Source organism: Rhodococcus sp. 114MFTsu3.1, assembly GCF_000383555.1.
Lineage (GTDB): Bacteria > Actinomycetota > Actinomycetes > Mycobacteriales > Mycobacteriaceae > Rhodococcoides > Rhodococcoides fascians_E.
The window spans coordinates 149,717-174,392 of record NZ_KB911555.1 but is presented as its reverse complement, the minus strand read 5'-3'; the positions used below and the strand labels follow the sequence as shown (position 1 = coordinate 174,392).

Sequence of the window (24,676 nt, the reverse complement as noted above, 5' to 3'; positions counted from 1 at the left end):
ATCGAGCCGAAAGGCGTGCAATGTAAACAACGCGCCTGCATGTAAACAGTGCGTGAAAGGGTGAGCATCTGCTCGAGCTTCGCCCCGGCGTCGGACTCGGCCGGTCTTCTGCGCCGTAGGCGAACACTTCGGTGACGACCTTGCACTCGCCATGGTCGAGTGCTAGAAATGCAGTTGGCACTCGCGCCTTGTGAGTGCCAGGTCGGGACGGTGAGGCTGGGAATCATCGACACCCCTGGTCGTCCGTCGCGGGCACCGAACTCGGCCGAGCAAGTGCAGAAGAGCGACTGAACACGGTCGCTCTGCGTGTCACCCCCAATCCGGAGGATCACTTCGCAATGGCCAAGATCATCGCGTTCGACGAAGAGGCACGCCGTGGCCTCGAGCGAGGCCTCAACGCCCTCGCCGACGCAGTAAAGGTGACGTTGGGCCCCAAGGGTCGCAACGTCGTGCTCGAGAAGAAGTGGGGCGCCCCCACGATCACCAACGACGGCGTCTCCATCGCCAAGGAGATCGAGCTCGAGGATCCCTACGAGAAGATCGGCGCCGAGCTCGTCAAAGAGGTCGCCAAGAAGACCGACGACGTCGCAGGCGACGGCACCACCACCGCTACCGTTCTCGCTCAGGCACTCGTTCGTGAAGGCCTGCGCAACGTCGCGGCCGGCGCGAACCCGCTCGGCCTGAAGCGCGGCATCGAGAAGGCTGTCGCAGCCGTCACCGAGTCGCTGCTCGCTTCCGCCAAGGAGATCGACACCAAGGAGCAGATCGCTGCTACCGCTGGTATCTCCGCAGGCGACCCGTCCATCGGCGAGCTCATCGCCGAGGCCATGGACAAGGTCGGCAAGGAAGGCGTCATCACGGTCGAGGAGTCCAACACCTTCGGCCTGCAGCTCGAGCTCACCGAGGGCATGCGCTTCGACAAGGGCTACATCTCGGCGTACTTCGCCACCGATGCAGAGCGCCAGGAAGCCGTCCTCGAAGACGCGTACATCCTGCTCGTCAGCTCCAAGATCTCCACGGTCAAGGACCTGCTGCCGCTGCTCGAGAAGGTCATCCAGTCGGGCAAGCCGCTCGTCATCATCGCCGAGGACGTCGAGGGCGAAGCTCTCTCCACCCTCGTCGTGAACAAGATCCGTGGCACCTTCAAGTCCGTTGCCGTCAAGGCTCCCGGCTTCGGTGACCGCCGCAAGGCTCAGCTCGCCGACATCGCCATCCTCACGGGCGGCGAGGTCATCAGCGAAGAGGTCGGCCTCTCGCTGGAGACCGCAGGCCTCGAGCTCCTCGGTCAGGCACGCAAGGTCGTCATCACCAAGGACGAGACCACCATCGTCGAGGGCTCGGGCGACTCCGACGCCATCGCCGGACGCGTCAGCCAGATCCGCGCCGAGATCGAGAACTCCGATTCCGACTACGACCGCGAGAAGCTGCAGGAGCGCCTGGCCAAGCTGGCCGGTGGCGTTGCAGTCATCAAGGCCGGAGCAGCGACCGAGGTCGAGCTCAAGGAGCGCAAGCACCGCATCGAAGATGCAGTGCGTAACGCCAAGGCTGCCGTCGAAGAGGGCATCGTCGCCGGTGGTGGCGTCGCGCTGCTGCAGGCTTCGCCCGCACTCGACAACCTGAAGCTCGACGGCGACGAGGCAACCGGCGTGAACATCGTCCGCGTCGCCCTCGAAGCACCGCTCAAGCAGATCGCGTTCAACGCAGGCCTCGAGCCCGGCGTCGTCGCAGAGAAGGTCCGCAACCTCCCGTCCGGTCACGGCCTCAACGCCTCGACCAACGAGTACGAGGACCTGCTCGCTGCAGGCATCAACGACCCGGTCAAGGTCACCCGCTCGGCACTGCAGAACGCAGCGTCCATCGCGGCTCTGTTCCTGACGACCGAGGCCGTCGTCGCCGACAAGCCCGAGAAGGCCGGAGCGCCCGCAGGCGACCCGACCGGTGGCATGGGCGGCATGGACTTCTAGTCCGTCTCTCTCGAACAGGCCCGACTCCACTTCGGTGGGGTCGGGCTTTTTCGTGCTCGCGGTGGCCCGGGTGTACGTGTGCCCTGGATGCACACAAATCGGGTTCGCAGGGCCGGATGTGGCGTCGGGCGGCGGTTTGTGTGCAGTCCGGCCCTGGATGTCTAGGCTCGTGGAATGGCAGCAGCGTCGGAGGCGATCGAACTCGAGGTGGGGGAGCGCATCGTGCGTGTCTCCAACCCCGACCGGGTGTATTTCCCCGAGAGCGGGGCCACCAAGCTCGATCTGGTGAACTACTACCTCGGCGTCGGCGATGGCATCGTCCGTGCTCTACGGGAGCGGCCGTGCATGATGCATCGGTTCCCGAAGGGTCTGGCGGGGGACAAGGTTCACCAGAAGCGTGTGCCGAACGGCGCCCCGGACTGGCTCGAGACCGTGCGCGTGACGTTCCCGCGCTACAACCGAACCGCCGACGAACTGTGCGTCACCGAGTTGGCGCACGTCGTGTGGGCTGTGCAGATGTCGACGGTGGAGTTCCACCCCTGGAACTCCAGGCGCGCGGACGTGGAGATGCCCGACGAGTGGCGCATCGATCTCGATCCCATGCCGGACTGCCCGTTCGATCGGGTTCGCCGAGTCGCCGGCGTCGCCGCCGAGGTCCTCGAAGACCTGGGTGCGACGGGCTGGCCGAAAACATCTGGCGGACATGGGCTTCACATCTACGTGCGGATTGCGCCGGAGTACGGATTCAAGGATGTTCGACGCGCTGCGCTCGCGTTCGCCCGTGAGGTGGAACGCCGCGCCCCCGACGACGTGACGACGGTGTGGTGGCGCAAGGACCGCGATCCGACGAAGCTGTTCGTCGACTACAACCAGAACGCGCGGGACCACACCATTGCCAGCGCCTACTCGGTGCGAGGCAATCAGCAAGCGACGGTGTCGACGCCGATTTCCTGGAACGAGGTTCCGGACGTCGATCCGCGTGACTTCACGATCTTCACTGTGCCGGACAGGTTCGCGAAACTCGGCGACCTGCACGACGGCATCGACGAGGCGGTGTTCTCGCTCGATCCGTTGCTGGAATGGGCGGAGCGGGACGAGCGGGAAGGGCTGACGGAACCCGAGGAGTAACCGATTCGAGTCGTCATCGTTATCCGTGATCGGTTAATGGCTTCGTAAAGCAGACCGATAGGACGGGTAGACGAGACGGCGCCCGGTTGTCTTGGGACGAGGAGTGTTCATGATCGCCGCACGGTCTGCCGTCGTCGTTGCCGCTGTGGCTGCTGTTCTGGCCGTGAGCGGCTGCAGTAGCGAGGAGCCGGATGGCGCTGCAGCGTCGGAAACGACGAGCGTAGCGCCCCAGTCGACGTCGGAACAGCCGACGTCGGAACAGCCGACGTCCGACCAGCCGACGTCCGATCAGCCGCCGTCCGGACCTGCGCAGCCCGAGCAGGAGATCGTCATCGTTCCCACGGCGCCTGCCCCGGAGGAAGCGTCGGATCTGTTCCCGTGGAATCAGCCCCGACCGAGCCTGGATTCCGGCAATGTCGACCCGGCACTGTTCGCGACCGATCTCGGCCGGTACAACTTCACCACCCCGTCGGGAAATATTCAGTGCGGGATCTGGGCCGGGGGATCACCCGCAGGCCAGGTCGGTTGTCAGGCCAAGACGAGTGTCGCGCCGTTCGAAGGCCGCACATGCACCAATGCCGAGAACGACAAGTACGCAGTGCGGGTCAACGACGTTGGGGCGCAACACATCTGCACGACGCAAGGGATCTACACGGCCGACGAACCTCGAGTGCTCGAATACGGTCAGGTGTTGTCCGCGGTCGGCGTGGTGTGCGAATCCGACGAGATGTTCGGCGTCACCTGCTGGGGAACCGAAGGCGCGTTCATGTTCGCGCGTGACTGGAACGAGAGCTGGAGCTAACGGCGTAGCGATTCCACGGCGCCCCGGACGGCGTCGAGGTGCGCGGCCATGGCCTCGGCGGCCTTCTCGTAGCTGCCGGACCGAATGCCCTCGACGATGAGGTCGTGTTCGGTGTTGGACTTCTGCTGGCGTCGGGCGACGAGGTTGAGCGTCTCCGATTGGCGGGTGAGCGCGCCGCGGATGTCGACGATGATCGCTTCGAACACGCGGTTCTTGCTGGCTCGGGCGATGGCGGTGTGGAATTGGCCGTCGAGCAGTACCCAGGCGTGGTGGTCGTCCTCGCTTCGCATTTCGTCGGTGAGCCCTTCGAGGACGGCCAGGTCTTCGTCGGTTCGGCGCTCGGCTGCCCAGCCGGCCGACGGGATTTCGACGTGGGGGCGGGCTTCCATCAGTTCGCGGGCGTCGTAGTTGCCGATGTCGAGATCGCCGGTGACGCGATCTCGGGTGACGAAAGTGCCTCGGCCCGTTTTGGTTTCGGTGAGTCCGAGTGCATTGCACGATCGAAGTGCCTCGCGGATCACGGATCGGCTGACGGCGTATCGGGTGGCCAGTGCGCTCTCGGCGGGAAGTCGTTCGCCGATGGCGATGTGGCCGGCGACGATCGCGTCGCGGATGTCGGCGAAGACTGCTTCTGCCGCGCTCAGTCTCGTTGCGGTCGGCTGACTGACCGCCCAGCTGTCCGACAGGTTCATGTCTGAATAGTCCTCTTCCTGCGGCGGGCGAGTCAAGGTGACGGTTGACGGGCGGACGTGTCTTGGTTCACACTCTAACCTGTCAGACAGCCGGACAGCCGGACATCAGAAGGAGCAGGACGTGGTGGAGACTCGAATCGAGAAGGACCTTCTCGGTGAACGCGAGATACCCGCGGAGGCGTACTGGGGCATACACACCCTGCGCGCCCTGGAGAACTTCCCCATCACGGGCCGTTCGATCGGTACCAACGCTCATCTGATCCGCGGCCTGGCCGCCGTGAAATGGGCCGCGGCCTCCGCCAACGAGGATCTGGGGATTCTCGACGCCACCCGAAGCGACGCGATCCGTCGGGCATGCGACGAGATTCTGGGCGGGCAGTGGCACGACGAGTTCGTCGTGGATGTCGTTCAGGGCGGCGCGGGCACCTCGACCAACATGAACGCCAACGAGGTGATCGCCAACCGTGCGCTCGAGATCCTCGGTCATGCGCACGGTGACTACAGCCACCTGCACCCCAACGAGCACGTCAACGCAAGTCAGTCCACCAACGACGTGTACCCGACGGCCGTGAACATCGCGACGATCTACGCGGCGCACGAGCTGATCGAGTCCATGAAATTCCTGCGCGACGCGTTCCGCCGCAAGGCATCCGAGTTCGCCACCGTCGTGAAGATGGGACGTACGCAGTTGCAGGACGCGGTGCCGATGACTCTCGGGCAGGAGTTCGGAACGTACGCGATCATGATCGACGAGGACTGCTCGCGGCTGGAGGAAGCCGCGCTGCTGGTGCACGAGATCAATCTCGGTGCAACGGCCATCGGTACCGGTCTCAACGCGCCCGACGGATACACCGCGGCTGCGTGCGAGCATCTGCGCACCAAGACAGGACTTCCGCTGGTCACGGCGACCGATCTGATCGAGGCGACGCAGGACGTGGGTCAGTTCGTGCACCTGTCGGGTGTGCTCAAGCGGATCGCGGTGAAGCTGTCCAAGATCTGCAACGACCTGCGGCTGCTGTCCTCGGGTCCTCGGGCCGGCCTGAACGAGATCAATCTGCCTCCGATGCAGGCGGGTTCGTCGATCATGCCGGGCAAGGTCAACCCGGTGATTCCCGAGGTGCTCAACCAAGTGGCCTACGAGGTGATCGGCCACGACGTCACCATCACCATGGCCGCCGAGGCAGGGCAACTGCAGCTCAACGCCTTCGAACCGATCATCGTGAAGTCGCTGTCCGAAGGCATGGCCCATCTCGGCGCAGCCTGCCGTACCGTCGCGACCCGATGCGTGGACGGCATCACCGCCAACGCCGATCTGCTCCGTGAGCGTGTGGAGAACTCCATCGGCCTCGTCACCGCACTGAGCCCGTACCTCGGCTACGCCGAGTCCACGACGATCGCCCAGGAGGCGTTGGTCAGTGGCCGCAATGTCGTCGACCTCGTGCTCGAGAAGAAGCTACTGGCCCGTGAAGAACTGGATCGTCTGCTCAGCCCGCAACATCTCGCCAATCTCCGCGTCGCGCCTGCACCGCACGCCGATGCCCCCGAAACTTCGACAAGGTAGCCGCACATGACAGTCGACACTCGACATTCGGAAGACCTCGGATACCGTAAAGCTCTGGTACCGAGACAGATTCAGATGATCGCCATCGGAGGTGCGATCGGAACCGGACTCTTCATGGGCGCAGGCGGACGGTTGCACGACTCCGGTCCGGCCCTGGTGCTCGTCTACGCTCTCTGCGGGTTCTTCGCTTTCCTGATCCTCCGCGCGCTCGGCGAACTGGTGATGCACCGACCGTCGTCGGGAAGCTTCGTGTCCTACGCACGCGAATTCTTCGGGGAGAAGATGGCGTTCGCGGCCGGCTGGCTGTACTGGATGAACTGGGCCATGACGGCCGTGGTCGACGTGACAGCGGTTGCGCTGTACATGAATTTCTTCAAGAAGTACTGGGCGCCACTCGGAGATGTGGACCAGTGGGTCTTCGCGCTGATCGGCCTGGTTCTCGTACTCGGTCTGAATCTGGTGTCGGTCAAGGTCTTCGGAGAGCTCGAGTTCTGGTTCGCGCTCATCAAGGTTCTCGCCTTGGTCACCTTCCTGGTCGTCGGCGTGTACTACGTCATCTTCGGAACTCCCATCGACGGTCAGGCTCCCGGCTTGTCGGTCATCACCGACAACGGCGGACTGATCCCCAACGGGCTGCTGCCCGCGATCGTCGTGGTGCAGGGCGTCGTGTTCGCGTATGCGTCGATCGAGCTCGTCGGCACCGCGGCGGGAGAGACCGCGAACCCGGAGAAGGTCATACCCAAGGCGATCAACACGGTGATCGTCAGGATCCTGGTGTTCTACGTGGGTTCGGTGCTACTGCTGTCGCTTCTGTTGCCGTACAGCGCATATCACGCAGGGGAAAGTCCGTTCGTCACGTTCTTCGGCGCGATCGACGTGCAGGGCGCCGACGCCATCATGAACCTCGTGGTGCTCACCGCAGCACTGTCCTCGCTGAACGCCGGGCTGTATTCGACGGGCCGCATCCTCCACTCGATGGCCGTCGCCGGATCCGCACCGAAGTTCGCGGCTCGGATGAACAAGGCCGGAGTTCCCTACGGCGGGATCGCTTTGACAGCGTTGGTGGCGCTCGCCGGCGTCGGACTCAACGCTGCAGTACCGGCACAGGCGTTCGAGATCGTGTTGAACTTCGCGGCCCTCGGTATCATCAGCGCATGGGCGGTGATCATTCTGTGTCAACTGAAGCTGTGGTCGCGCTCTCGCTCGGGAGACCTCGCCCGGCCGAAGTTCCGGATGTTCGGCGCTCCCTACACCGGTATCGCGACGTTGGTCTTCCTCCTCGCCGTGTTGATTCTGATGGCGTTCGACAAGCCGGTCGGTACCTGGACCATCGCGTCGATCCTGATCATCGCACCGTTGCTCGTCGGCGGATGGTTCCTGTGCCGCAATCGGATTGCCGCAGTGGCCGAAGAACGAGAGGGATGACGGCTTGTCTCACATTGCCCTGCTGACAACAGGCGGAACCATCGGGAGCAGCCGCGACGAGGACGGCATCTCGAGGCCCGGCTCCGTGGGTTTCGACCTGCCGGGCGAAGTACGGGTCCGCACCCTGATGTCCAAGGACAGCTCGGCGTTCGACTTCGCGGACCTGGACCGCATCGTCGACGCCGTGTTCGACGAGCTCGACGACCCGGCCTGCCTGGGTGTGGTGGTGCTGCACGGCACGGACACGATGGAAGAGTCCTCGCTGTTGGTGGATCTGTTCCACGGTGACCCGAGGCCCGTGGTGTTCACCGGTGCACAGCGCACGTCCGACCACGCGGATGCGGACGGTCCGGGCAACGTCGCCGCGGCCGTCGACGCCGTTCTCGACGAGGCGAACCGTGGCCGCGGTGTACTCGTCGTGTTCGGTGGACGGACGCTGCCTGCGCGGGGACTGTCCAAGTGGCACACAACGGAACTCGACGCATTCGTCAGCTCCGGTGAGCCGCGAGATGTCGTGCCTCGGACTCCGATCTCCGGTGTCCGCGTGGACATCGTGGCGTTGTACCCCGGCGCCGACGCGGTGGCCATCGACGCCTTCGTCTCCGCGGGCGCTCAGGGCATCGTGCTCGAGGCCACCGGGTCCGGGAACACCAATCCGTCCGTCGTGGCGGCGGTGAAGAGCGCGGGTGTACCGGTCGTCGTCACCACTCGCGTGCCCGTCGGGACCATCGAGCCCACGTACGGCGGTGGCGGCGGCGGAGCGGATCTCGTGGACGCCGGGGCCGTGTTCTCGCCGTTGCTACGCGCAGGCCAGGCGCGGGTGGTGCTCGCGGTACAGATCGCTACAGCTCCGACTCGCCCCAGGTCGTGACGTTCACGGTGTCTCCGACGGACAGTGTGCCGCCGTCGACCACGCTGAATTTCGCGCCGAAGGCAACGCCCTTCTGCCGTGCCTTGCGGTACGTGCCGAGGGTTTTCAGTGGTTCGCGTCCGTCTCGCACTCCGCGCGCCTGGTCGACGGTGGTGACGGGGCAGCGAATCGCGAGTTTGGTGTAGGCGAGCTCTGTCTCTCCGATCGAGATGTCGCGGACAAGATCTTCGGTGTGGGGGTCGTCCCAGCCGGTGACGACGATGTTCGGCCGGAATCGATTCATCGGAAGCGGCGCGTCCATCCGGGTGTTCAATCCGTCCAGGGTGGACTCCGAGAGGATGTGAACGGCGGAGCTGTCCGCGAATGCCGCTGTCCCTGGGGTGATTCCGTCGGTGACGCGGTGAAAGTCGGAGGGGACGGCAACCAGCCGCGACGCCTCGCCGACGACGTCGCTCAACCACGACGCGACGTCGTCGCCCTGATCGATGCCGAGGAACGGCGCACGGAACATGGTGACGTCGATCGGCTGTGACCGTCGATCGATCGTGCAGGTGACCGACCCGAATTCTTCGTGCGTGAGCGTCAGTTGGTCACCGTCGATCGACGGCGTCACCACGGCGAGGACGGGGTCGCTGCGTTGGCTGCGGAACGAGAAGTCGTCGTCGACGATCATGAATTCTCGATCGTGGTCGATCCCGCGAACCGTCATTCGTGCGGTGTCGAGTGACTGCCCGGCACAACCCTTGACCGGGTAGCAGACCAATTCGGACACTGTGGCACTCCGACCTGTGGCACTCACACCGGCGAGGATACTGGGGGCCATGACACGTGCATTGTTGGTAGTCGATGTTCAGAACGATTTCACCGAAGGCGGTGCTCTGGGAGTCGTGGGCGGTGCCGATGTCGCGCGTCGGATCAGCGGGCTTCTCGCGCGGCAGGGCGACGCGTACGACGTCATCGTCGCATCGCGGGACTGGCACGACGCGGACAGTGACAACGGCGGCCACTTCGCCACCGACGAGCAGCCCGACTTCGTGACGACGTGGCCGGTGCACTGTGTTGCGGGCACCGCCGGCGCCGCGTATCACCCGGAGTTCGCGACGGACTCGGTCGACGTGCATGTTCTGAAGGGGCAGGGCGAGCCGTCCTACTCCGCGTTCGAGGGCAGCACCGAGGACGGCACTGCGCTGCGGGACGTGCTGGATGCCAACGAGGTCACCGACATCGACGTCGTCGGGATCGCGACCGACTACTGCGTGCGGGCATCCGCCCTGGACGCGATCCACCATGGATTGGCTGTTCGGATTCTGACCGAGTTCGTTGCAGGGGTCGCGCCGGAGTCCTCCGAGACCGCCCTGAAAGAACTGTCCGACGCCGGTGCCGTGCTGGCCTAGGGCGTGTCGATGGTCGTCGTGATCGAGGTGACCGACGGTGCCGCCGGGGTACTGCCGAACCCGAAGGTGACCGGGGGCGTGACGGGTGTGAGGTGGCCGAGGTCTTCGCCGCGCCAGGATGCGGTGGCGCTGAGAATTCGGTGTTGGTGCTTCGCGCCGTAGTACTCGCGCCTGTCGTTCCCTGCACTGCCGCGGGTGCGTACACCTCGGAGGACCACCCGTGCGATGGGATCGGAGATGCGGCAGAACCACGGTGCCGTAGAGATCGTGGACGGGACCATCGCGAGGAGGGTGCCGAGTGCGGTGGAGCGTCCCGTTCTCAGAGTGAGTCGAAGGTCGTCGGTGTTCACGCTCACCGTGTCGCCGACTCGTGTGAAGCCGACCGGGGTCAGTGATACGTCGTCGAACGTGTATGTCGCGGTGACGAATTCGCGCACATCTTCGTCCGGTGCGAGCAGAAGGCGGTGGCCGCCGGAGAACTGGATCATGACGTCGGTGAATTCTCCGAGCGGAGATCGGGTCCAGTGCCCGACGACGATGCGTACGCCCGACGAGGTACCTACTCCGAATATCTCACCGTGAAACCGTGATCTTCCCATCACACCGACTGTAACCCTGCGGCGTTGTTCTGGGTGCATGATGGATTCATGGCGTCCACGCGTTCCGATTCGCAGCAACCCACGATCTTCGTCCTGTTCGGTGCGACAGGCGACCTTGCCAAGCGCATGGTTCTGCCGTCGTTCCATCAACTCCATGTCGAAGGACTGCTCCCGGAGGAGTGGCTTCTCGTCGGCAACGGCAGGCACGACACGTCCGACGACGAGTTCCGGGATCACGTGCGCAGTGCGCTCGAGGAGTTCGGCTCCGGGGCGGACGACTGGGATTCGTTCTCCGAGCGAATCCGGTTCGCAGGCAACGGGTTCACCGTGGACGATCCGGGAGATCTCGTCGACGTCGTCGCGAAGGCTCGTGAGGACATCGGCGACGCGCAGCTGGTGCACTACATCGCACTGCCGCCGAGCACGTTCGAGGACTACACGGCCGCGCTGGGTGCGCACGGCCTCGCCGACGGAGCACGGGTGGTGTACGAGAAGCCGTTCGGCACGTCGCAGAAGGCATTCGAGCAGCTCGACAAGGCTGTGCACGAGGTGTTGGACGAGAAGCAGATCTACCGGATCGATCACTTCCTGGGCAAGGAAGCGACGCAGAACCTGCACGTGCTGAGATTCGCGAACGGCATGATCGACGGGATCTGGAACTCCGAGCACGTCGAGCAGGTGCAGATCGACGTACCGGAGACGCTGAACATCGACGACCGCGCCGAGTTCTACGACAGCACCGGTGCCGTGTTGGACATGCTGGTGACGCACTTGTTCCAGGTTGCTGCGGAGGTCGCGATGGAGCCGCCCGCGACGCTCGACGCGGAGGACCTGCAGTCCGCGCGTGAATCCGTCATCGGGTGTTTCAGGCCGATCGACACGTCCGAGGTGGTTCTCGGCCAGTACGACGGGTACCGCGACGTGGAGGGCGTGGCCGAGGATTCCGTCGTGGACACGTTCGTCGCCGCGACGCTGTGGGTGGACACCGACCGATGGCGCGGTGTCCCGTTCCTGCTCCGCACCGGAAAGATGCTCGGGGTCGGGGCCCAGCGTGTGTCGCTGGTGTTCAGGACTCCGGCGAACAGCCCGCTGAAAGATCTGCCCCGCGACGGTGCGGTGTTGTCCTTCGACCTGTCCGGCAACGGCGCGATCGACGTCGCGATGACGGTGAAGGAGCCGGGCCCGGACTTCGACCTGTCCGTCGGCCACCTGTCCCTGCCGCTGCCGTCGGTGCCCGATGCCGAACCGTTGTCCCCCTACTCACGTCTGATCCTCGACGTGCTGAACGGAGACCGGTCGCTGTTCACCCGGCCCGACGGCTTGGCTCACGTGTGGGAGGTCGCGGCGCCGCTGCTGAACGATCCTCCCGAGGTCAAGTCGTACGCACCGGGCTCGATGGGGCCTGACGAGGCCGACGAACTCGCCGCGCCGTGCGGCTGGCTGGTGCACTGACCTCGGTACCGGTGAGGGGTCAGCGCTGGGGCATCAGCATCCACGCTGCGAGGTACACGAGGGCGACGGTGCCGGCGGAGACGAACGCACCGATGACGGTGAGTACTCGGACGAGGTTCGGGTCGATCTCGAAGTATTCGGCGACACCGCCGCACACACCGGCGATCATCTTCTGCGAGTCGGAGCGAACGAATTCCTTGGGGGCGTTGGTGTAAGTCATGACACGAAGTCTGCGCGACGTCAGGGCCCCGGCGCATCGGGAACAACCCCCATCTCGACCCTGATTCGTAGCGCATGCCCGCCGTTCTCGGGGTGAACCGCGTCTGTCGTTCACCGAAGTGTCACCGGTTCGTTTCCGTATCCGGCTAGCTTCTGCGGTCATGACGCAAGATTTCAGCCTCCTCGGCGACCTGGCCACGGCGGTCGACCTGACGGACACCTCCGGGTTCGTCGTGGACGACAACGACGACGACGATCCCGTTCTCCTGACCGTCCCCGACGGTCGGATCGTCGACACCTGGCGTGAGGACTACCCGTACTCGGAGCGGATGACGCGGGCCGAGTACGACCTCCAGAAGCGGTTGTTGCAGATCGAGCTGCTGAAGCTGCAGATGTGGATCAAGGACACCGGCCAGCGTCACGTCATCGTCTTCGAGGGACGCGACGCCGCGGGCAAGGGCGGCACCATCAAGCGATTCATGGAGCACATGAATCCCCGAGGCGCACGCGTCGTCGCGCTGGAGAAGCCGTCGATTCGGGAGTCCACGGAGTGGTACTTCCAGAGGTACATTCAGCATCTGCCTGCCGCGGGCGAGATCGTGATGTTCGACCGGTCCTGGTACAACCGTGCAGGCGTCGAGCGCGTCATGGGCTTCTGCACCGAGGACCAGCACGCTCGATTCGTCCGTCAGGCACCGCTGTTCGAGCAGATGCTCGTCGACGACGGGGTCAGTCTCACCAAGTTCTGGTTCTCTGTGTCGCAGCTCGAGCAGCGCACTCGGTTCGCCATCCGTCAGGTCGATCCCGTTCGCCAGTGGAAGCTCTCGCCGATGGATCTCGCGTCGTTGGACAAATGGGATGCGTACACCGCTGCGAAGGAAGAGAACTTCAGGGCCACCGACACCGACGTCGCACCGTGGACCGTCGTCAAGAGCAACGACAAGAAGCGCGCTCGGATCAACGCGATGCGGTTCATCCTCAACAAGTACGACTACGCCAACAAGGATCCCGAAATCGTCGGCGAAACCGACCCATTGCTCGTCGGCCGGGCTCGCGACGTGATCGGCGAGTGAAAGCGCCAGGTCAAACAAGTAATCGAGCTGTTACGGTGCCAAGGCGTTACCAAGTTTGTTTCTGGATTTAACGGGGTCGGAGCCGAGACCGCCCGTTAATGCGGTAAAAACGTACATGGGTCGTGATCGATCGGCTCGTTTCCAAATTCAAGGAGATCTCATGGGTTCTGCAGCAGGCTTCATCGGTGACATCGTCAGCGGCGTGTACGACGGCATCGTCGACGCCATCGTCGATCAGATCGTCGGCGTTCTGACCTCGGGCAGCGCAGCCTGATCGGTTGAATCACACGCGGTGTCGGGGGCCGCGGTGATTCGATAGTTATCAGTGAAAACAAGATTCCTGTTTACTGTCGATTTGAATGCATTCGGTTTTTTATCGTTGCGGCTGTAGCCAATTCGATATTCGGTTGGTAGGAATGTATTCGGAAGTGATCGTTTCGTAACTTTCACATTCCGGGTACCTGACCTCGAATCGAAGGAGCTCAAAGGATGTCCATCAAGCCGTCGAACAAGATCGAACTTTCCGAACTTCTCGGCCTCCTGGCCCTCCTCTCCACGGGCAGCTCGGACAGCGGATCGAGCGAGGCAACCATTCCTGGTACGCCTCCCGTCAGCTGATCCACCGACCGCACACCGCGGTCCACGCGAACCTCGACGTCAGCCCGAACCGTGACCCGGTTCGGGCTGACGTCTTTTTCGTCCTTCCCGGCCTCGCTTTCCTTGCATAAAAGTCCTGATGAAGGTTTTGAGCGTCGTTCGAATTATTTGATCCGGTAAACATTCATTCGAACGACGCAATTGCGATCTCTTCGCTTTCCTCACGGCCATCCCGGTTGATAGAACTTTCCTCAGCCCGCCCATTCGTGGCATGGCCTTTCCCCTCTGCTAGGAGATCTACATGGAACTGCTCGTCATCCTCCTGAAGCTGCTCGCCACCGGTAGCTCGGACAGCTCGACCGACCCGATCATCGACTTGCCGGGTCTCCCCCTCTGATCCAGGACACCCTCCAGCCGGCTCGCGTCACGCGAGCCGGCTGTTCGACTGTCCGGGGCCTAAGGTGTCGGCGTGGAGACAGTGCCGATTCAGATGCCCGACGGGACGAGCGTCCCGGTTCGCTTGTTCGAGGCCGAGACTCCGAGGTCCGACCTGCCGGTCATCGTCGTGCTGCCCGGCCTCGGCATTCCGGGCGGGTACTACGCGCTGTTCGCGCAGGCTCTGACGGAGCGGGGTTTCCATGTGGCGACGGCCGACCTTCGCGGCCAGGGGGACAGCCGACCGAAGCCGAGCGGAGTCAGCACGTACGGCTATCAGGAACTCGTCTCGGTGGATTTTCCCGCAATCTTCGAGGTGGTTCGGGAACGGTTTCCCGACGCCACGCCGTACGCGCTCGGTCACAGCATGGGTGGCCAGCTCAGCTCCCTCTATGCGTCGAGAATCCGGGGGCGGCTCGGTGGGTTGATCCTCGTTGCATCCGGATCGCCGTTCCATCGCGGGTTCGGTGTGGCCCGCGGGGCGTCGCTGTTCCTCGGGGCAGCGGCGATGTCGTTGACCAGCAACATCGCCGGGTTCTGGCCGGGTGATCGCATCGACGTCGGCGGGTTCGGGCGCCAGTCGAAGGTGCTCATCGAGGACTGGTCGAGGTTCGCCCGCACCGGTCGGATCGAACCGACCGGCGCGGACATCGACTACGAGGAACGCATTGCCCGGTTGACGCTTCCCATCCTCGCGGTGACGCTCGCCGGCGACGATCTTGCACCGCGCGCGTCCATGGCCAACCTGCTGAAGAAGTTCCCGCGCGCGGAGGTCACCACGCGGCACCTCTCGTCGCCGCGCGGACACAACGAATGGATCCGGCAGCCGGCGACCGTCGTCGCGGAGATCGAGGCTTGGTTCAGTCGTTGAGGGTGTTCCACAGGAATCGGTACGTCAGCGCGGTCTTGAATGCGAGTTGCGCGTTGTCGGCTGCGCCGCCGTGCCCGCCTTCGATGTTCTCGAAGTAGCGGACGGTGTGCCCTGTTTCTTCGAGCCGAGCCGCCATCTTGCGAGCATGACCCGGATGGACTCGGTCGTCGCGGGTGGAGTTCGCGATCAGGATGGGCGGGTACGTTTTCTCTGCAGGCCCGACGACGTTCTGGTACGGCGAGTACTCGGAGATGAACGCCCACTCGTCCGGGTCGTCGGGGTTTCCGTACTCCGCGACCCACGACGCCCCGGCCAGCAGCAGGTGGTAGCGCTTCATGTCGAGAAGCGGAACCTGGCAGACGATCGCACCGAACAACTCGGGGTACTTGGTGACCATGATGCCCATCAGCAGGCCGCCGTTGCTTCCGCCCTGTGCACCCAGCTGACTCGGCGTCGTGATTCCCCGGTCGACGAGGTCGCGGGCCACGGCGGCGAAGTCCTCGTGCACCTTGTGGCGCCCCGCGCGGAGAACCTGTGTGTGCCAGTCCGGCCCGTACTCACCGCCGCCACGGATGTTGGCGACGACGTAGGTGCCGCCCTTCTCCAGCCAGGCCGACCCGGTCGCTCCGCTGTACGACGGGGTCAGCGAGATCTCGAAGCCGCCGTAGCCGTAGAGCAGGGTCGGGGCCGGGGAGCCGTCGGCGGGCTCCTTCCGGACGACGAAGTACGGGATCGCGGTGCCGTCGAGTGAGGTCGCGAAATGCTGTGCGACGGTGAGTCCTTCGGTGTCGAAGAACGACGGCGCTTGCTTGAGTGCCTCGACGCCGCCGCCGACGGTTCCGAACAGCAGCGTGGCGGGAGTGAGATATCCGCTCGACGACAGGAAGAACTCGTCGCCGTTCTCTTCGCCGTCGGTGCCGACGATCTCGATCGACGTCAGTTCCGGCAGGCCGGTGAGTGGCGTGTCGCTCCATCCGTCGGCGCTCGGGGTGTAGATGCCGATTTCGGTGGCGACGTCGACGAGGGTGACGACGAGCAGGTGGTTCTCGGTCCACGCCCACTGGTGCAGCGACCGATGGGCGTCGGGCCGGAAGAGGACCGTGATGTCGCGGCTGCCACCGACGAAGTCGTCGAAGTTCGTCGCGAGCAGGGCGCCCGACGGGTACGTCACGTCGCCGACGGTCCACTCGGTCATCGTGCGGATCAGAAGCCACTGCTTGTGCACCGAAGTGGTTGCGTCGGTCGGGGTCTCGACGAGCGTGAGTGTGTCCCCCTCGAGGAGGTACAGCTCCGCGTTGTAGAAGTCGGTGGCTCGCTGAACGAAGTCGCGTTCGAAACCGGGCGTCCTGTCGTGCCACGCCGAGATCGAGATGTCCGACGCCTCGCCCTCGAAGACCGTCGTCGCCTCGGCCAGGGGAGTGCCACGGTGCCAGCGCTTGGCGATCCGCGGATAGCCCGAGTCGGTCAGGGAACCGTCGCCGAAATCGGTTCCGACGTAGACGGTGTCCGCGTCCATGTACCCGACGTCGGTCTTGGCTTCCGGAACGAAGAACCCGTCGTCGCGAAAAGTCCTCGACTCCAGATCGAACTCGCGCACGACGGTGGCGTCGGCGCCGCCCCGGGACATCGTCACCAGCGCGATCTTCTGATCGGGACGCAGAACCTGTGCGCCGCTCCACACCCAGTTCTCGCTCTCCGCGGCGGCCACGGCGTCGAGATCGAGGAGAACGTCCCACGCGGGCTCGTCCTTGCGATATTCGTCCATCGTCGTGCGACGCCAGATACCTCGGACGTGGGATGCGTCGCGCCAGAAGTTGTAGAGGTACTCACCGCGTCGGCGTGCATACGGAATCCGCGCGTCGGTGTCCAGGACCTCGAGGATCCGTGCTTCGGTGGCGTCGAACTCGTCTCCGGCGAGTGCTGCGGTGGTCGCGGCGTTGCGGGTGCGGACCCAGTCGAGGGCCTCGTCGGCGGTGACTTCTTCGAGCCAGAGGTACGGATCGATCGCGTTGCTCATGCCCTATTTCTACCGTCTGCGAGTACTGTCCGTAGGTCATGGCCGGCCATGCGCTGACGTTCGCACTCGTGGGTCTCGTCGTCATGGTGTGGCCGTGGTCGGTGGTACCCGCGTTTCTGCTCGCGGCCACCGACAACGGTCCGAGAAAGCTTGTCGCGTACGTCCTCGGGTACGTCCTGGCCCTCGCCCTCGTGATGGTTCTTGCGGCAACTCTGCTGCCGCCGGGGCCGCGGGCGAAGTCGACGTCTCACGCCCTTTCCTGGTTCGAGCTCGCCGTCGGCCTCGTTCTGGCGTTGTTCGTCCTGGTTCTGTGGATCCGTGGGCGGCGCACGGCGGGGCAGACACCGAAGTGGCTGAGAGGACTCGATCGGCTGTCGGTGATCGCGGCGTTCGTGCTGGGCTTGTGGGTGCCCAATTACATGCTGGTGACGGTGGCGGTGGCCGAACTGTCGCTGTGGGAATTGCACGGCGCAGAAGCCGTCGCCGCTGCGGTGGTGTGGGTCGTGGTCGCGACGCTCGGGGTCGTCACTCCTCTGGTGGTGCTGGCGAGGTCGGGCCGCAACTCCGCTGCCGTCCAGCAATCCTGGCGAGAATGGCTCGTGCAGCACAGTGCTGCGATCGTGTGCCTGGTCCTCGGTCTGGTATCGGTGGTGTTGATCGTGAAAGGGGGAGCATCCGTATGACTTCGCGGGAAATGATCTTGTGGGAGCAGCACTGTTGCCTTCCGCTCGTCTCGGCGTCGTCGGATGGAACTGGCGCAGACATCGCCGAGGTCGCACGGTATCCGCTCGGTTCGTACGTGTCGGTGAACGTCGGGTTCTCGCCGCACTCGTATGCCGTCGCGACGGCGTTGGCCGAGGATTTTCGTCGTAAAGCGCTGTCGGACGGTCGATTTCGAATGGTCGACGAGGTGCCCGACGGCAACCTGATCACGCTCGCCTTCGACCTGGAGGATTCCGGTCCGCTGGAAGGCGACCTCGACAACGTCGCGCACTTCCACCGCCTCGGTGTCAGATCGATACTTCCGTCGTACAACTGGGCCAACGCGGCAGGCTGCGGATGCCTCGACACCGACGACACCGGCCTCACCGGCTACGGACGCGACCTCGTCGCGGAGATGAACCGTGTCGGCATGGTGGTCGACGGCTCGCACTGTTCGACGCGAACCGGCCTCGACCTGGCGTCGGCGACGCAGGTTCCGATGATCTACAGCCATTCGAACTTCTCCGCGCTCTGGGAGCATCCGCGCAACATCACCGACGAACAGGCAGTCGAATGCGCTCGGACCGGAGGAGTCGTCGGCATCAACGGCGTCGGCATCTTTCTCGGAAAGAACGGACGGGACGAGGGTGCGCAGCGGGTCCAGACCATGGCCGACCACATCGAGTACGGCGTCGACCTGCTCGGTATCGACCACATCGGAATCGGCTCGGACTACTCGTTCGATCACGAGGATTTCAATCTGGAACTCGCGACGCATCCCGAGGCGTTCTCGGAGGAGTACACCAAGTACGGGATGCTGCAGTGGGTGCCGCCGGAGGACGTCGTGACGCTGCCTGCTGTGCTGCGTGATCGAGGGTTCGACGAGGCGTCGATCGCCGCCGTGTACGGAGGAAACTTCGCGCGGGTCGCCGCCCGGAGCCGTGCTACCGGCCGGTAACCGGACCGTCTGGAGACAGTGATACACGACGGGACTATCCTGGGGAATCGTGACCTCACACTATGACGTCGTTGTCCTCGGAGCCGGTCCCGGTGGGTACGTCGCTGCTATCCGCGCGGCACAACTCGGACTGAGCACTGCCATCATCGAGCAGAAGTACTGGGGCGGTGTCTGCCTGAACGTCGGCTGCATCCCCTCGAAGGCTCTTCTCCGCAACGCCGAGCTGGCGCACCTCTTCACCAAAGAGGCGAAGCTGTTCGGCATCTCCGGTGAAGCGTCCTTCGACTTCGGCGCAGCGTTCGATCGCAGCCGCAAGGTTGCCGAGGGCCGCGTCAAGGGAATCCACTTCTTGATGAAGAAGAACAAGATCCCCGAGTACGACGGCAAGGGCACGTTCACCGACGCCAACACCATCGAGGTCGAGCTCACCAAGGGCGGCACCGAGACCATCACGTTCGACAACGCCATCATCTCGACCGGCAGCACCACCAAGTTGCTGCCCGGTACCGAGCTGAGCAAGAACGTCGTGACGTACGAAGAGCAGATCATGACGAAGGAGCTCCCGGGCTCGATCCTCATCGTCGGCGCGGGCGCCATCGGCATGGAATTCGGCTACGTCCTCAAGAACTACGGTGTCGACGTCACCATCGTCGAGTACCTCGATCGCGCGCTGCCGAACGAGGACAAGGACGTCTCGAAGGAAATCGAGAAGCAGTACAAGAAGCTGGGCGTCAAGGTCATCACCGGCGCAGGCGTGCAGAGCATCGACGACGACGGCTCCAAGGTCACCGTCGAGATCAAGCACAACAAGTCCGGTGAGAGCGAAACCTTCACCGTCGACAAGGTCATGCAGTCCGTCGGGTTCGCACCCCGCGTCGAAGGCTTCGGCCTCGAGAAGACCGGCGTCGAGCTCACCGACCGCGGCGCCATCGGCATCACCAACACGATGCAGACCAACGTCCCGCACATCTACGCCATCGGCGACGTGACCGCGAAGCTGCAGCTTGCGCACGTCGCCGAGGCTCAGGCTGTCGTCGCTGCGGAGACGATCGGTGGTGCCGAGACACTCCCGATCGACGATTACCGCATGATGCCGCGCGCGACGTTCTGCCAGCCTCAGGTCGCCAGCTTCGGTCTCACCGAAGACCAGGCCCGCGAAGAGGCTCAGGCTCGTGGCTCGGACATCAAGGTCGCGAACTTCCCGTTCGCAGCCAACGGCAAGGCACACGGTCTCGGCGACGCCACCGGCTTCGTCAAGCTCATCGCCGACACCGAGCACGGCGAACTGCTCGGTGGCCACCTCATCGGCCCCGACGTTTCCGAGCTGCTGCCGGAACTGACGCTCGCGCAGAAGTGGGACCTGACGGTCAACGAGTTGGCTCGCAACGTGCACACGCACCCGACCCTGTCGGAAGCGCTGCAGGAAGCCATCCACGGCCTCGCCGGGCACATGATCAACTTCTGATCCAGCTTCACCGAAGAGCATCCGCCCACAGCCTCGGCCGTGGGCGGATGTTCTCGTTTCTTCGGTCGGAGCTCCTCGGGCGAAGGCTCAGAAATCGCGCTCGATGCGAAGGGTGCCGATGGTGGTGGCCAAGCCGTCGTATTGGCTTACGAGCAACAGGAATTCGATGAGTTGGCGTTCGTCGAATTCCTGGGCCAGAAGGGTCCAGGTCGGGTCGGACAGGTTCTTGGTCTTCATAAGTTCGTCGGTTGCCGTGAGGATGGTTCGGTACCGAGGAGTCAATCCCGGGGACTCCGGCCCCTCTTTCACCTGTGCGAGAAGCTCTTTCGTCACACCGAATCGGCGTCCGATGCGGCTGTGGTGGTCCATCTCGTAGCCGCAGTCCCGTAGGTGAGCGACGCGGTTGATGACCAGTTCGGTCTCCTTCTTGGAGATGCGGCCACCCGGCATCAAGCGCCCGCTGAAGAACAGCCATCCCCGGAACAGGCCTTTGTTGCGGCCGAGGGTGCTGAACAGGTGAGCGTCGGGTGTGCCTGCGACTTTGGAGAGAATCCGACACAACGCCCAGTTGATCGGGCCCAGCTCCTTGAACGTGCCTGTCGGAATTCGAGGTGTGGAGAGGCGGGGTGTCGTCACCGGACCGACGCTACCGCCCGACCCCCACCCCGCACCAGGTAACGCGAGTCGTCGGCGTGGAACGAGTCAGGACTTCCGCCAATGGTCGAAGCGTTCCTTGATGTCCGACGCCACGTCGCCGATTCCGTTTCCGACGGCGTCGACGGCACCGGTGAAACCGCCGCCGAGATCCCGGATCGTCTTGATCAAGGGGTCTTCCGACTCGTCGAAGTTCTGCTTGTAGGTTCTGGCGGCGTTCTTGAATTCCTCCGACGCCTTGGCTCGGTGGTCCTGAGATTTCAGCGGGTACTCGCCGCGGAGCACGGCGGCATACTCCCCGCTGTCCACCCACTTCTTCAGCTCCGCAGCGCGTAGTACCGAGAACGGGTGGGACAGCAGTTCGATGTTGAGAAGTTTGAGGACGCCGTCGCGTAGGTCGCCGCTGGACTCGTACTCGGCGGCCTGCGCGAGGAACGCGTCGACGTCGATTTCGCTGATGCGGGCACCGCCTGCCAGCTTGAGTTGCACGCGGATGGCGGTGTGGACGTCCTGGCCGCAGAGCAGCCCGGCGCGGTCACCCGAAAGTTCGGATTTGCGTTGCCATTCCATCAAGCCTGCGATGATCGCCCGCAGCGCCCAGCCGCCGACGGGTATCCAGCCGATGGTTCCGGCGAGACGCATGAGGTGCATCAGAACGGTCCGGTAGACCGCGTGCCCGGACAGTGCGTGCCCCAGCTCGTGACCGACGACGAATCTCTGTTCCTCGTACGTCATGATGTCCAGCAGGCCGGTGGTCACGACGATGAACGGGCGGTCCATTCCGATCGTGAACGCGTTGACCACGGGTGACTGCATGACGAACAGTTCGGGCGTCTGATCCGCGCCGAGGATGCTCACGCAGTCGGAGCGAAGATCGTTCAGGTCCTTGAACTGCTTGTCGTCGACGCGTACGGCCGTGGCGAGGTACATCAGCCGGTGCTGGCGTTCCCTGAGCAGCCCGGAGAGGGTGCGGAGCACGGTGTCGAAACCCTTCAAGCTGCGCAGGGTCACGAGCGCGGCTCTGTCCGAGGGGTGTTCCCATGCTCGCGAGCTGATGTCCGGAAACTCGATACGGGTGCGGTCCGGTGCGGCAGTCAAGCGGTTCTCCCAGCGTCGAAGATTCGCAGTCCAAAGTATCAGTAAAACGGGCTGGACGGTCTGCCCATCGGCGACGCAAGACAGGCTAACCTTCATTGAACTTTCATTCATCGAGGTACGGAGGAATGCACGATGTCGAGGTCTGATCACCGCGGCGTGGCGGTAGCGGTCGGAATACTGGCTTTCGGTCTCGTGGCGTGCTCGTCGGGAGGCGGGGGATCGGCGAGCGAGTCCGACGGCAGCGCCGACGAACAGGGCACGCGGACCGTCGAGACCGTTCGCGGCAACGTCGAGGTTCCGGACAGTCCGATGCGCATCGTGACGCTCGAGCCGGTCGAGTTGGATACGTCCGTCGCTCTCGGTGTCGTCCCGGTCGGCACCGCTGTTCTCAGCGAAGCGACCGGTGTCCCGGCATATCTGGGCGACGAGGCCGCGTCGATCGCGACGGTCGGGACCGTCGCCGAGCCGAGGATCGAATCCATCGCTGCGTTGAAGCCGGATCTCATCCTCGGGACCGAGACGAGGCATGCCGAGTACTACGACCAACTCGCGGCCATCGCGCCGACGGTGTTCATGGCCTCGCAGTCCGATCCGTGGCAGGACAACGTCGACTTCGTCGGTCGTACGCTGGGCAGGGAGGACGACGCGCAGGCCCTGCTCGGCGAATATCGAGACCGCTGCTCCGACATCGCAACTCGATTCGACACCCAAGGTCGCACCGCGCAACTGATCCGGCCTCGGGACGACGTGCTCACGCTGTACGGTCCGCTGTCCTTCGCCGGCAGCACGCTGGAATGCGCAGGCTTCACCACACCGCCGCGGCCGGAATGGGCCGACGAGATCTCCGTCGACCTGTCTCCCGAACTCGTCACCGAGGCGCGCGCCGACGTCATCGTCGTCACCGCGACCGATCCGTCCGACCCGGCGGCGATCCCCGCCGCGATCACGGCGAACCCAGGAGCACTGCCGAACCCGCAGGCCGTCGATCAGTCCTACTGGATCACCGGCGTCGGACCGAGGGGCGGACAAGCAGTCCTCGACGACATCGAACGCATTCTCTCGCAGCCGAACTGAGACGTATCACGTGTAGGGGTACGGCAGGTCGGTGTCGACGTTCTCGTCGACGTGGACCTGCCGCCCCAGCTGTGGGAACGCCCGCTGCGCGCACGAGGTGCGTTCGCACACCTTGCATCCCGGGCCGATGGGCACCGCGGCGGCGCCGGAGTCCAGCGGCAACCCGTCCGCGTAGACGACTCGGCTCGCGTACGCGATGTCGCAGCCGAGCCCGATGGCGAAGTGCTTGCGGGGTGAGCGAAACCCGAGCCCACCGCTCTCGGTGGTGCGGGCGATCCACAGATAGCTGCGGTCGTCGGGCATCGTCGCGACCTGGGTGAGAATTCTCCCGGACGCCGCGAACGCGTCGTGAACCACCCACAGCGGGCAGCTTCCGCCGACCCGGGAGAAGTGAAATGCGGTAGCGGACTGGCGCTTCGAGATGTTCCCGGCGCGATCGGTGCGGACGAAGAAGAACGGGACGCCTTTGGCGCCGCGTCGTTGCAGAGTCGAGAGTCGATGGCAGACGGTCTCGAATCCCACTTCGAACGTCAGCGACAGCAACTCGATGTCGTAGCGCACCGACTCCGCCGCGTCCAGAAAAGTCCCGTATGGGAGCAGGAGCGCACCTGCGAAGTAATGGGCGAGACCCACTCGGGCGAGCTCGCGCGCGGGTGCGCTCAACGACGAATCGGCGTCGACGAGAGCATCGATCATCGTGGCCTGCGACAGAAACGCCAGTTGAGTGGCGATCTGGTACGCCCGCTGGCCCGCGGTCAATCGCCTGGCGAGAGTGAGCCTTCCCTGCGAGTAGATGCGCTTGGGGCCCAGCTGTTCCTTGGGGCCCAGCCGTCCCTTGGGGCCCAGCCGTCCATCGCCGTCGTCCTCGATGTCGACGGTGACGCCGTAGTTCGCCTCGATGACACGGGCCAGCTGCAGATCGAGAGCGCCGATGGTCAAGCCCTCGCGTGCGAACAATTCCTCGGCCGCGAGGTCCAGCTCCGGTATGTGATTGCGCCGATCGTAGAAGAAATCGCGCACCTCCTCGTAGGGCATCGGCGAACCGTCGACGGGCAGATCGGTGCCCCGGCCGTCGACACCCGCGGTGAGACGTTCCAATCGATCCGTCGTGGCGTGCAAACGCCGATGCAGACCGACGAGTGTGCGGCCGATGTCCGGCATCCGCGACACCAACTCCTGCACTTCCGACATGGAGACTTCACCGTCGTCCGAGGTCTCGGCGAGCACGTCGTGCAGATCGGCGACCAACCTGGCGTCGGTGTCGGTGGCGAAGAACGTGGGATCCAGGTCGAACGTGCTGTTCAGGCGCAGCAGGACCGGCACGGTGAGCGGACGCTGATCGTTCTCGAGCTGATTCAGATAACTCGGCGACAGCTCGAGCGTCTTGGCCAGGGCGAGCTGAGTCAACCCGCGGTCGGCGCGCAACCGTCGCAGGCGACTGCCGGCGTAGATCTTCTGCACTGCGACCTCCTCGTGCTGGAGAGAGTATCCGACGGGCATTCGCAACATTCGCAAATTTGCACCCTGCGCATCGCAAAAATAGGCACGGGCCACACCTTTCGCAGGTGAGGCCAGGTGCGTACGTTTGCAAAAGAAGCGTGACCGCACAGCAGAAGAGGACCAGT

The 24,676-nt window shown here is 64.3% G+C and carries 23 protein-coding genes; 15 read left to right on the top strand and 8 right to left on the bottom strand.

The window, feature by feature from the left end; translation table 11 throughout:
- The first annotated feature begins 338 nt into the window (after positions 1-338).
- The 3 genes from groL to H292_RS0120335 all read left to right on the top strand — a co-directional run bounded on the left by groL (position 339) and on the right by H292_RS0120335 (position 3,894).
- Positions 339-1,964, top strand: coding sequence for a chaperonin GroEL (gene groL / locus H292_RS0120345; RefSeq protein WP_026348058.1), 1,626 nt, complete (start codon positions 339-341; stop codon positions 1,962-1,964).
- 174 nt (positions 1,965-2,138) lie between these two features.
- Positions 2,139-3,092 carry a non-homologous end-joining DNA ligase gene (ligD, locus tag H292_RS0120340; protein ID WP_020112577.1) on the top strand — a complete coding sequence of 318 codons (954 nt, stop codon included), beginning with the start codon at positions 2,139-2,141 and terminating at the stop codon, positions 3,090-3,092.
- Positions 3,093-3,201: 109 nt separating this feature from the next.
- Positions 3,202-3,894 carry a hypothetical protein gene (locus H292_RS0120335; RefSeq protein WP_231383880.1) on the top strand — a complete coding sequence of 231 codons (693 nt, stop codon included), beginning with the start codon at positions 3,202-3,204 and terminating at the stop codon, positions 3,892-3,894.
- Here the strand turns inward: H292_RS0120335 and H292_RS0120330 are convergent.
- Positions 3,891-4,586 (bottom strand): FadR/GntR family transcriptional regulator, encoded by a 696-nt coding sequence (locus H292_RS0120330; RefSeq protein WP_020112575.1) that lies wholly within the window; start codon positions 4,584-4,586, stop codon positions 3,891-3,893. The two genes, H292_RS0120335 and H292_RS0120330, sit on opposite strands and share 4 nt — an antisense overlap.
- Before the next feature lie 121 nt (positions 4,587-4,707).
- Here H292_RS0120330 and aspA point away from each other — a divergent pair, with 121 nt between their 5' ends.
- The 3 genes from aspA to H292_RS0120315 are packed head-to-tail and all read left to right on the top strand — an operon-like array spanning position 4,708 to position 8,443.
- Positions 4,708-6,147, top strand: coding sequence for an aspartate ammonia-lyase (gene aspA / locus H292_RS0120325; RefSeq protein ID WP_020112574.1), 1,440 nt, complete (start codon positions 4,708-4,710; stop codon positions 6,145-6,147).
- A gap of 6 nt (positions 6,148-6,153) precedes the next feature.
- A complete protein-coding gene (locus H292_RS0120320; protein WP_020112573.1) occupies positions 6,154-7,572 on the top strand; it encodes an amino acid permease in 1,419 nt (472 codons plus the stop codon).
- A 4-nt stretch (positions 7,573-7,576) separates the two neighbouring features.
- Positions 7,577-8,443 carry an asparaginase gene (locus H292_RS0120315; RefSeq protein WP_019666602.1) on the top strand — a complete coding sequence of 289 codons (867 nt, stop codon included), beginning with the start codon at positions 7,577-7,579 and terminating at the stop codon, positions 8,441-8,443.
- On the opposite strand, the gene H292_RS0120310 is transcribed toward H292_RS0120315, so the two are convergent.
- Positions 8,415-9,242 carry an MOSC domain-containing protein gene (locus H292_RS0120310; RefSeq protein ID WP_026348057.1) on the bottom strand — a complete coding sequence of 276 codons (828 nt, stop codon included), beginning with the start codon at positions 9,240-9,242 and terminating at the stop codon, positions 8,415-8,417. The genes H292_RS0120315 and H292_RS0120310 overlap by 29 nt on opposite strands.
- A 22-nt stretch (positions 9,243-9,264) precedes the next feature.
- Here H292_RS0120310 and H292_RS0120305 point away from each other — a divergent pair, with 22 nt between their 5' ends.
- A complete protein-coding gene (locus H292_RS0120305) occupies positions 9,265-9,837 on the top strand; it encodes an isochorismatase family protein (protein WP_020112571.1) in 573 nt (190 codons plus the stop codon).
- Here H292_RS0120305 and H292_RS0120300 read toward each other — a convergent pair.
- Positions 9,834-10,436: a hypothetical protein gene (locus H292_RS0120300; protein ID WP_020112570.1), complete on the bottom strand. Its 603-nt coding sequence runs from the start codon at positions 10,434-10,436 to the stop codon at positions 9,834-9,836. The genes H292_RS0120305 and H292_RS0120300 overlap by 4 nt on opposite strands.
- Positions 10,437-10,484: 48 nt before the next feature.
- Between H292_RS0120300 and H292_RS0120295 the strand changes: the two genes are divergently transcribed.
- Positions 10,485-11,888 carry a glucose-6-phosphate dehydrogenase gene (locus H292_RS0120295; protein ID WP_027498948.1) on the top strand — a complete coding sequence of 468 codons (1,404 nt, stop codon included), beginning with the start codon at positions 10,485-10,487 and terminating at the stop codon, positions 11,886-11,888.
- Between the two features lie 19 nt (positions 11,889-11,907).
- On the opposite strand, the gene H292_RS0120290 is transcribed toward H292_RS0120295, so the two are convergent.
- Positions 11,908-12,108 (bottom strand): PspC domain-containing protein, encoded by a 201-nt coding sequence (locus H292_RS0120290; RefSeq protein ID WP_019666597.1) that lies wholly within the window; start codon positions 12,106-12,108, stop codon positions 11,908-11,910.
- 160 nt (positions 12,109-12,268) lie between these two features.
- On the opposite strand from H292_RS0120290, the gene ppk2 reads away from it, so the two are divergent.
- From ppk2 to H292_RS0120265, 3 genes are all read left to right on the top strand, one after another.
- A complete protein-coding gene (gene ppk2, locus H292_RS0120285; RefSeq protein WP_020112568.1) occupies positions 12,269-13,180 on the top strand; it encodes a polyphosphate kinase 2 in 912 nt (303 codons plus the stop codon).
- A gap of 489 nt (positions 13,181-13,669) precedes the next feature.
- Complete coding sequence (locus tag H292_RS28770) at positions 13,670-13,798, top strand: hypothetical protein (RefSeq protein WP_020112566.1); 129 nt, start codon at positions 13,670-13,672, stop codon at positions 13,796-13,798.
- A 448-nt stretch (positions 13,799-14,246) separates the two neighbouring features.
- Positions 14,247-15,083, top strand: a complete 837-nt coding sequence (locus H292_RS0120265) for an alpha/beta hydrolase family protein (protein ID WP_019666592.1) — start codon at positions 14,247-14,249, stop codon at positions 15,081-15,083.
- Here the strand turns inward: H292_RS0120265 and H292_RS0120260 are convergent.
- Complete coding sequence (locus H292_RS0120260; RefSeq protein ID WP_020112565.1) at positions 15,073-17,100, bottom strand: prolyl oligopeptidase family serine peptidase; 2,028 nt, start codon at positions 17,098-17,100, stop codon at positions 15,073-15,075. The genes H292_RS0120265 and H292_RS0120260 overlap by 11 nt on opposite strands.
- Positions 17,101-17,138: 38 nt before the next feature.
- Here H292_RS0120260 and H292_RS0120255 point away from each other — a divergent pair, with 38 nt between their 5' ends.
- From H292_RS0120255 to lpdA, 3 genes are read left to right on the top strand one after another with little or no spacing between them, the layout of a single operon-like run.
- Positions 17,139-17,783, top strand: coding sequence for a GAP family protein (locus tag H292_RS0120255; RefSeq protein ID WP_019666590.1), 645 nt, complete (start codon positions 17,139-17,141; stop codon positions 17,781-17,783).
- Positions 17,780-18,760, top strand: a complete 981-nt coding sequence (locus H292_RS0120250) for a dipeptidase (protein ID WP_019666589.1) — start codon at positions 17,780-17,782, stop codon at positions 18,758-18,760. Before H292_RS0120255 ends, H292_RS0120250 begins: the two co-directional genes overlap by 4 nt.
- Positions 18,761-18,809: 49 nt before the next feature.
- Complete coding sequence (gene lpdA, locus H292_RS0120245) at positions 18,810-20,225, top strand: dihydrolipoyl dehydrogenase (protein ID WP_019666588.1); 1,416 nt, start codon at positions 18,810-18,812, stop codon at positions 20,223-20,225.
- An 87-nt stretch (positions 20,226-20,312) separates the two neighbouring features.
- Here lpdA and H292_RS0120240 read toward each other — a convergent pair whose 3' ends face one another.
- Positions 20,313-20,861, bottom strand: coding sequence for a carboxymuconolactone decarboxylase family protein (locus H292_RS0120240; RefSeq protein WP_020112564.1), 549 nt, complete (start codon positions 20,859-20,861; stop codon positions 20,313-20,315).
- Positions 20,862-20,927: 66 nt separating this feature from the next.
- A complete protein-coding gene (locus H292_RS0120235; RefSeq protein ID WP_019666586.1) occupies positions 20,928-21,977 on the bottom strand; it encodes a M48 family metallopeptidase in 1,050 nt (349 codons plus the stop codon).
- 132 nt (positions 21,978-22,109) lie between these two features.
- Between H292_RS0120235 and H292_RS0120230 the strand changes: the two genes are divergently transcribed.
- Entirely contained in the window at positions 22,110-23,051 is a 942-nt protein-coding gene (locus H292_RS0120230; RefSeq protein WP_020112563.1) for an ABC transporter substrate-binding protein, read from the top strand.
- 6 nt (positions 23,052-23,057) lie between these two features.
- Here the strand turns inward: H292_RS0120230 and H292_RS0120225 are convergent, their stop codons facing one another.
- A complete protein-coding gene (locus tag H292_RS0120225) occupies positions 23,058-24,560 on the bottom strand; it encodes a short-chain fatty acyl-CoA regulator family protein (protein ID WP_020112562.1) in 1,503 nt (500 codons plus the stop codon).
- Positions 24,561-24,676 lie beyond the last annotated feature (116 nt).

Bases quoted from the DNA above. Each gene is read 5' to 3' on its own strand.
- ligD (WP_020112577.1), top strand. From the start codon at position 2,139: ATGGCAGCAGCGTCGGAGGCGATCGAACTCGAGGTGGGGGAGCGCATC.
- H292_RS0120250 (WP_019666589.1), top strand. From the start codon at position 17,780: ATGACTTCGCGGGAAATGATCTTGTGGGAGCAGCACTGTTGCCTTCCG.
- H292_RS0120225 (WP_020112562.1), bottom strand. From the start codon at position 24,560: ATGTTGCGAATGCCCGTCGGATACTCTCTCCAGCACGAGGAGGTCGCA.
- H292_RS0120300 (WP_020112570.1), bottom strand. From the start codon at position 10,436: ATGGGAAGATCACGGTTTCACGGTGAGATATTCGGAGTAGGTACCTCG.
- H292_RS0120330 (WP_020112575.1), bottom strand. From the start codon at position 4,586: ATGAACCTGTCGGACAGCTGGGCGGTCAGTCAGCCGACCGCAACGAGA.
- ppk2 (WP_020112568.1), top strand. From the start codon at position 12,269: ATGACGCAAGATTTCAGCCTCCTCGGCGACCTGGCCACGGCGGTCGAC.
- H292_RS0120295 (WP_027498948.1), top strand. From the start codon at position 10,485: ATGGCGTCCACGCGTTCCGATTCGCAGCAACCCACGATCTTCGTCCTG.
- H292_RS0120230 (WP_020112563.1), top strand. From the start codon at position 22,110: ATGTCGAGGTCTGATCACCGCGGCGTGGCGGTAGCGGTCGGAATACTG.
- H292_RS0120290 (WP_019666597.1), bottom strand. From the start codon at position 12,108: ATGACTTACACCAACGCCCCCAAGGAATTCGTTCGCTCCGACTCGCAG.
- H292_RS0120305 (WP_020112571.1), top strand. From the start codon at position 9,265: ATGACACGTGCATTGTTGGTAGTCGATGTTCAGAACGATTTCACCGAA.
- H292_RS0120260 (WP_020112565.1), bottom strand. From the start codon at position 17,100: ATGAGCAACGCGATCGATCCGTACCTCTGGCTCGAAGAAGTCACCGCC.
- H292_RS28770 (WP_020112566.1), top strand. From the start codon at position 13,670: ATGTCCATCAAGCCGTCGAACAAGATCGAACTTTCCGAACTTCTCGGC.
- H292_RS0120255 (WP_019666590.1), top strand. From the start codon at position 17,139: ATGGCCGGCCATGCGCTGACGTTCGCACTCGTGGGTCTCGTCGTCATG.
- groL (WP_026348058.1), top strand. From the start codon at position 339: ATGGCCAAGATCATCGCGTTCGACGAAGAGGCACGCCGTGGCCTCGAG.
- H292_RS0120320 (WP_020112573.1), top strand. From the start codon at position 6,154: ATGACAGTCGACACTCGACATTCGGAAGACCTCGGATACCGTAAAGCT.
- H292_RS0120335 (WP_231383880.1), top strand. From the start codon at position 3,202: ATGATCGCCGCACGGTCTGCCGTCGTCGTTGCCGCTGTGGCTGCTGTT.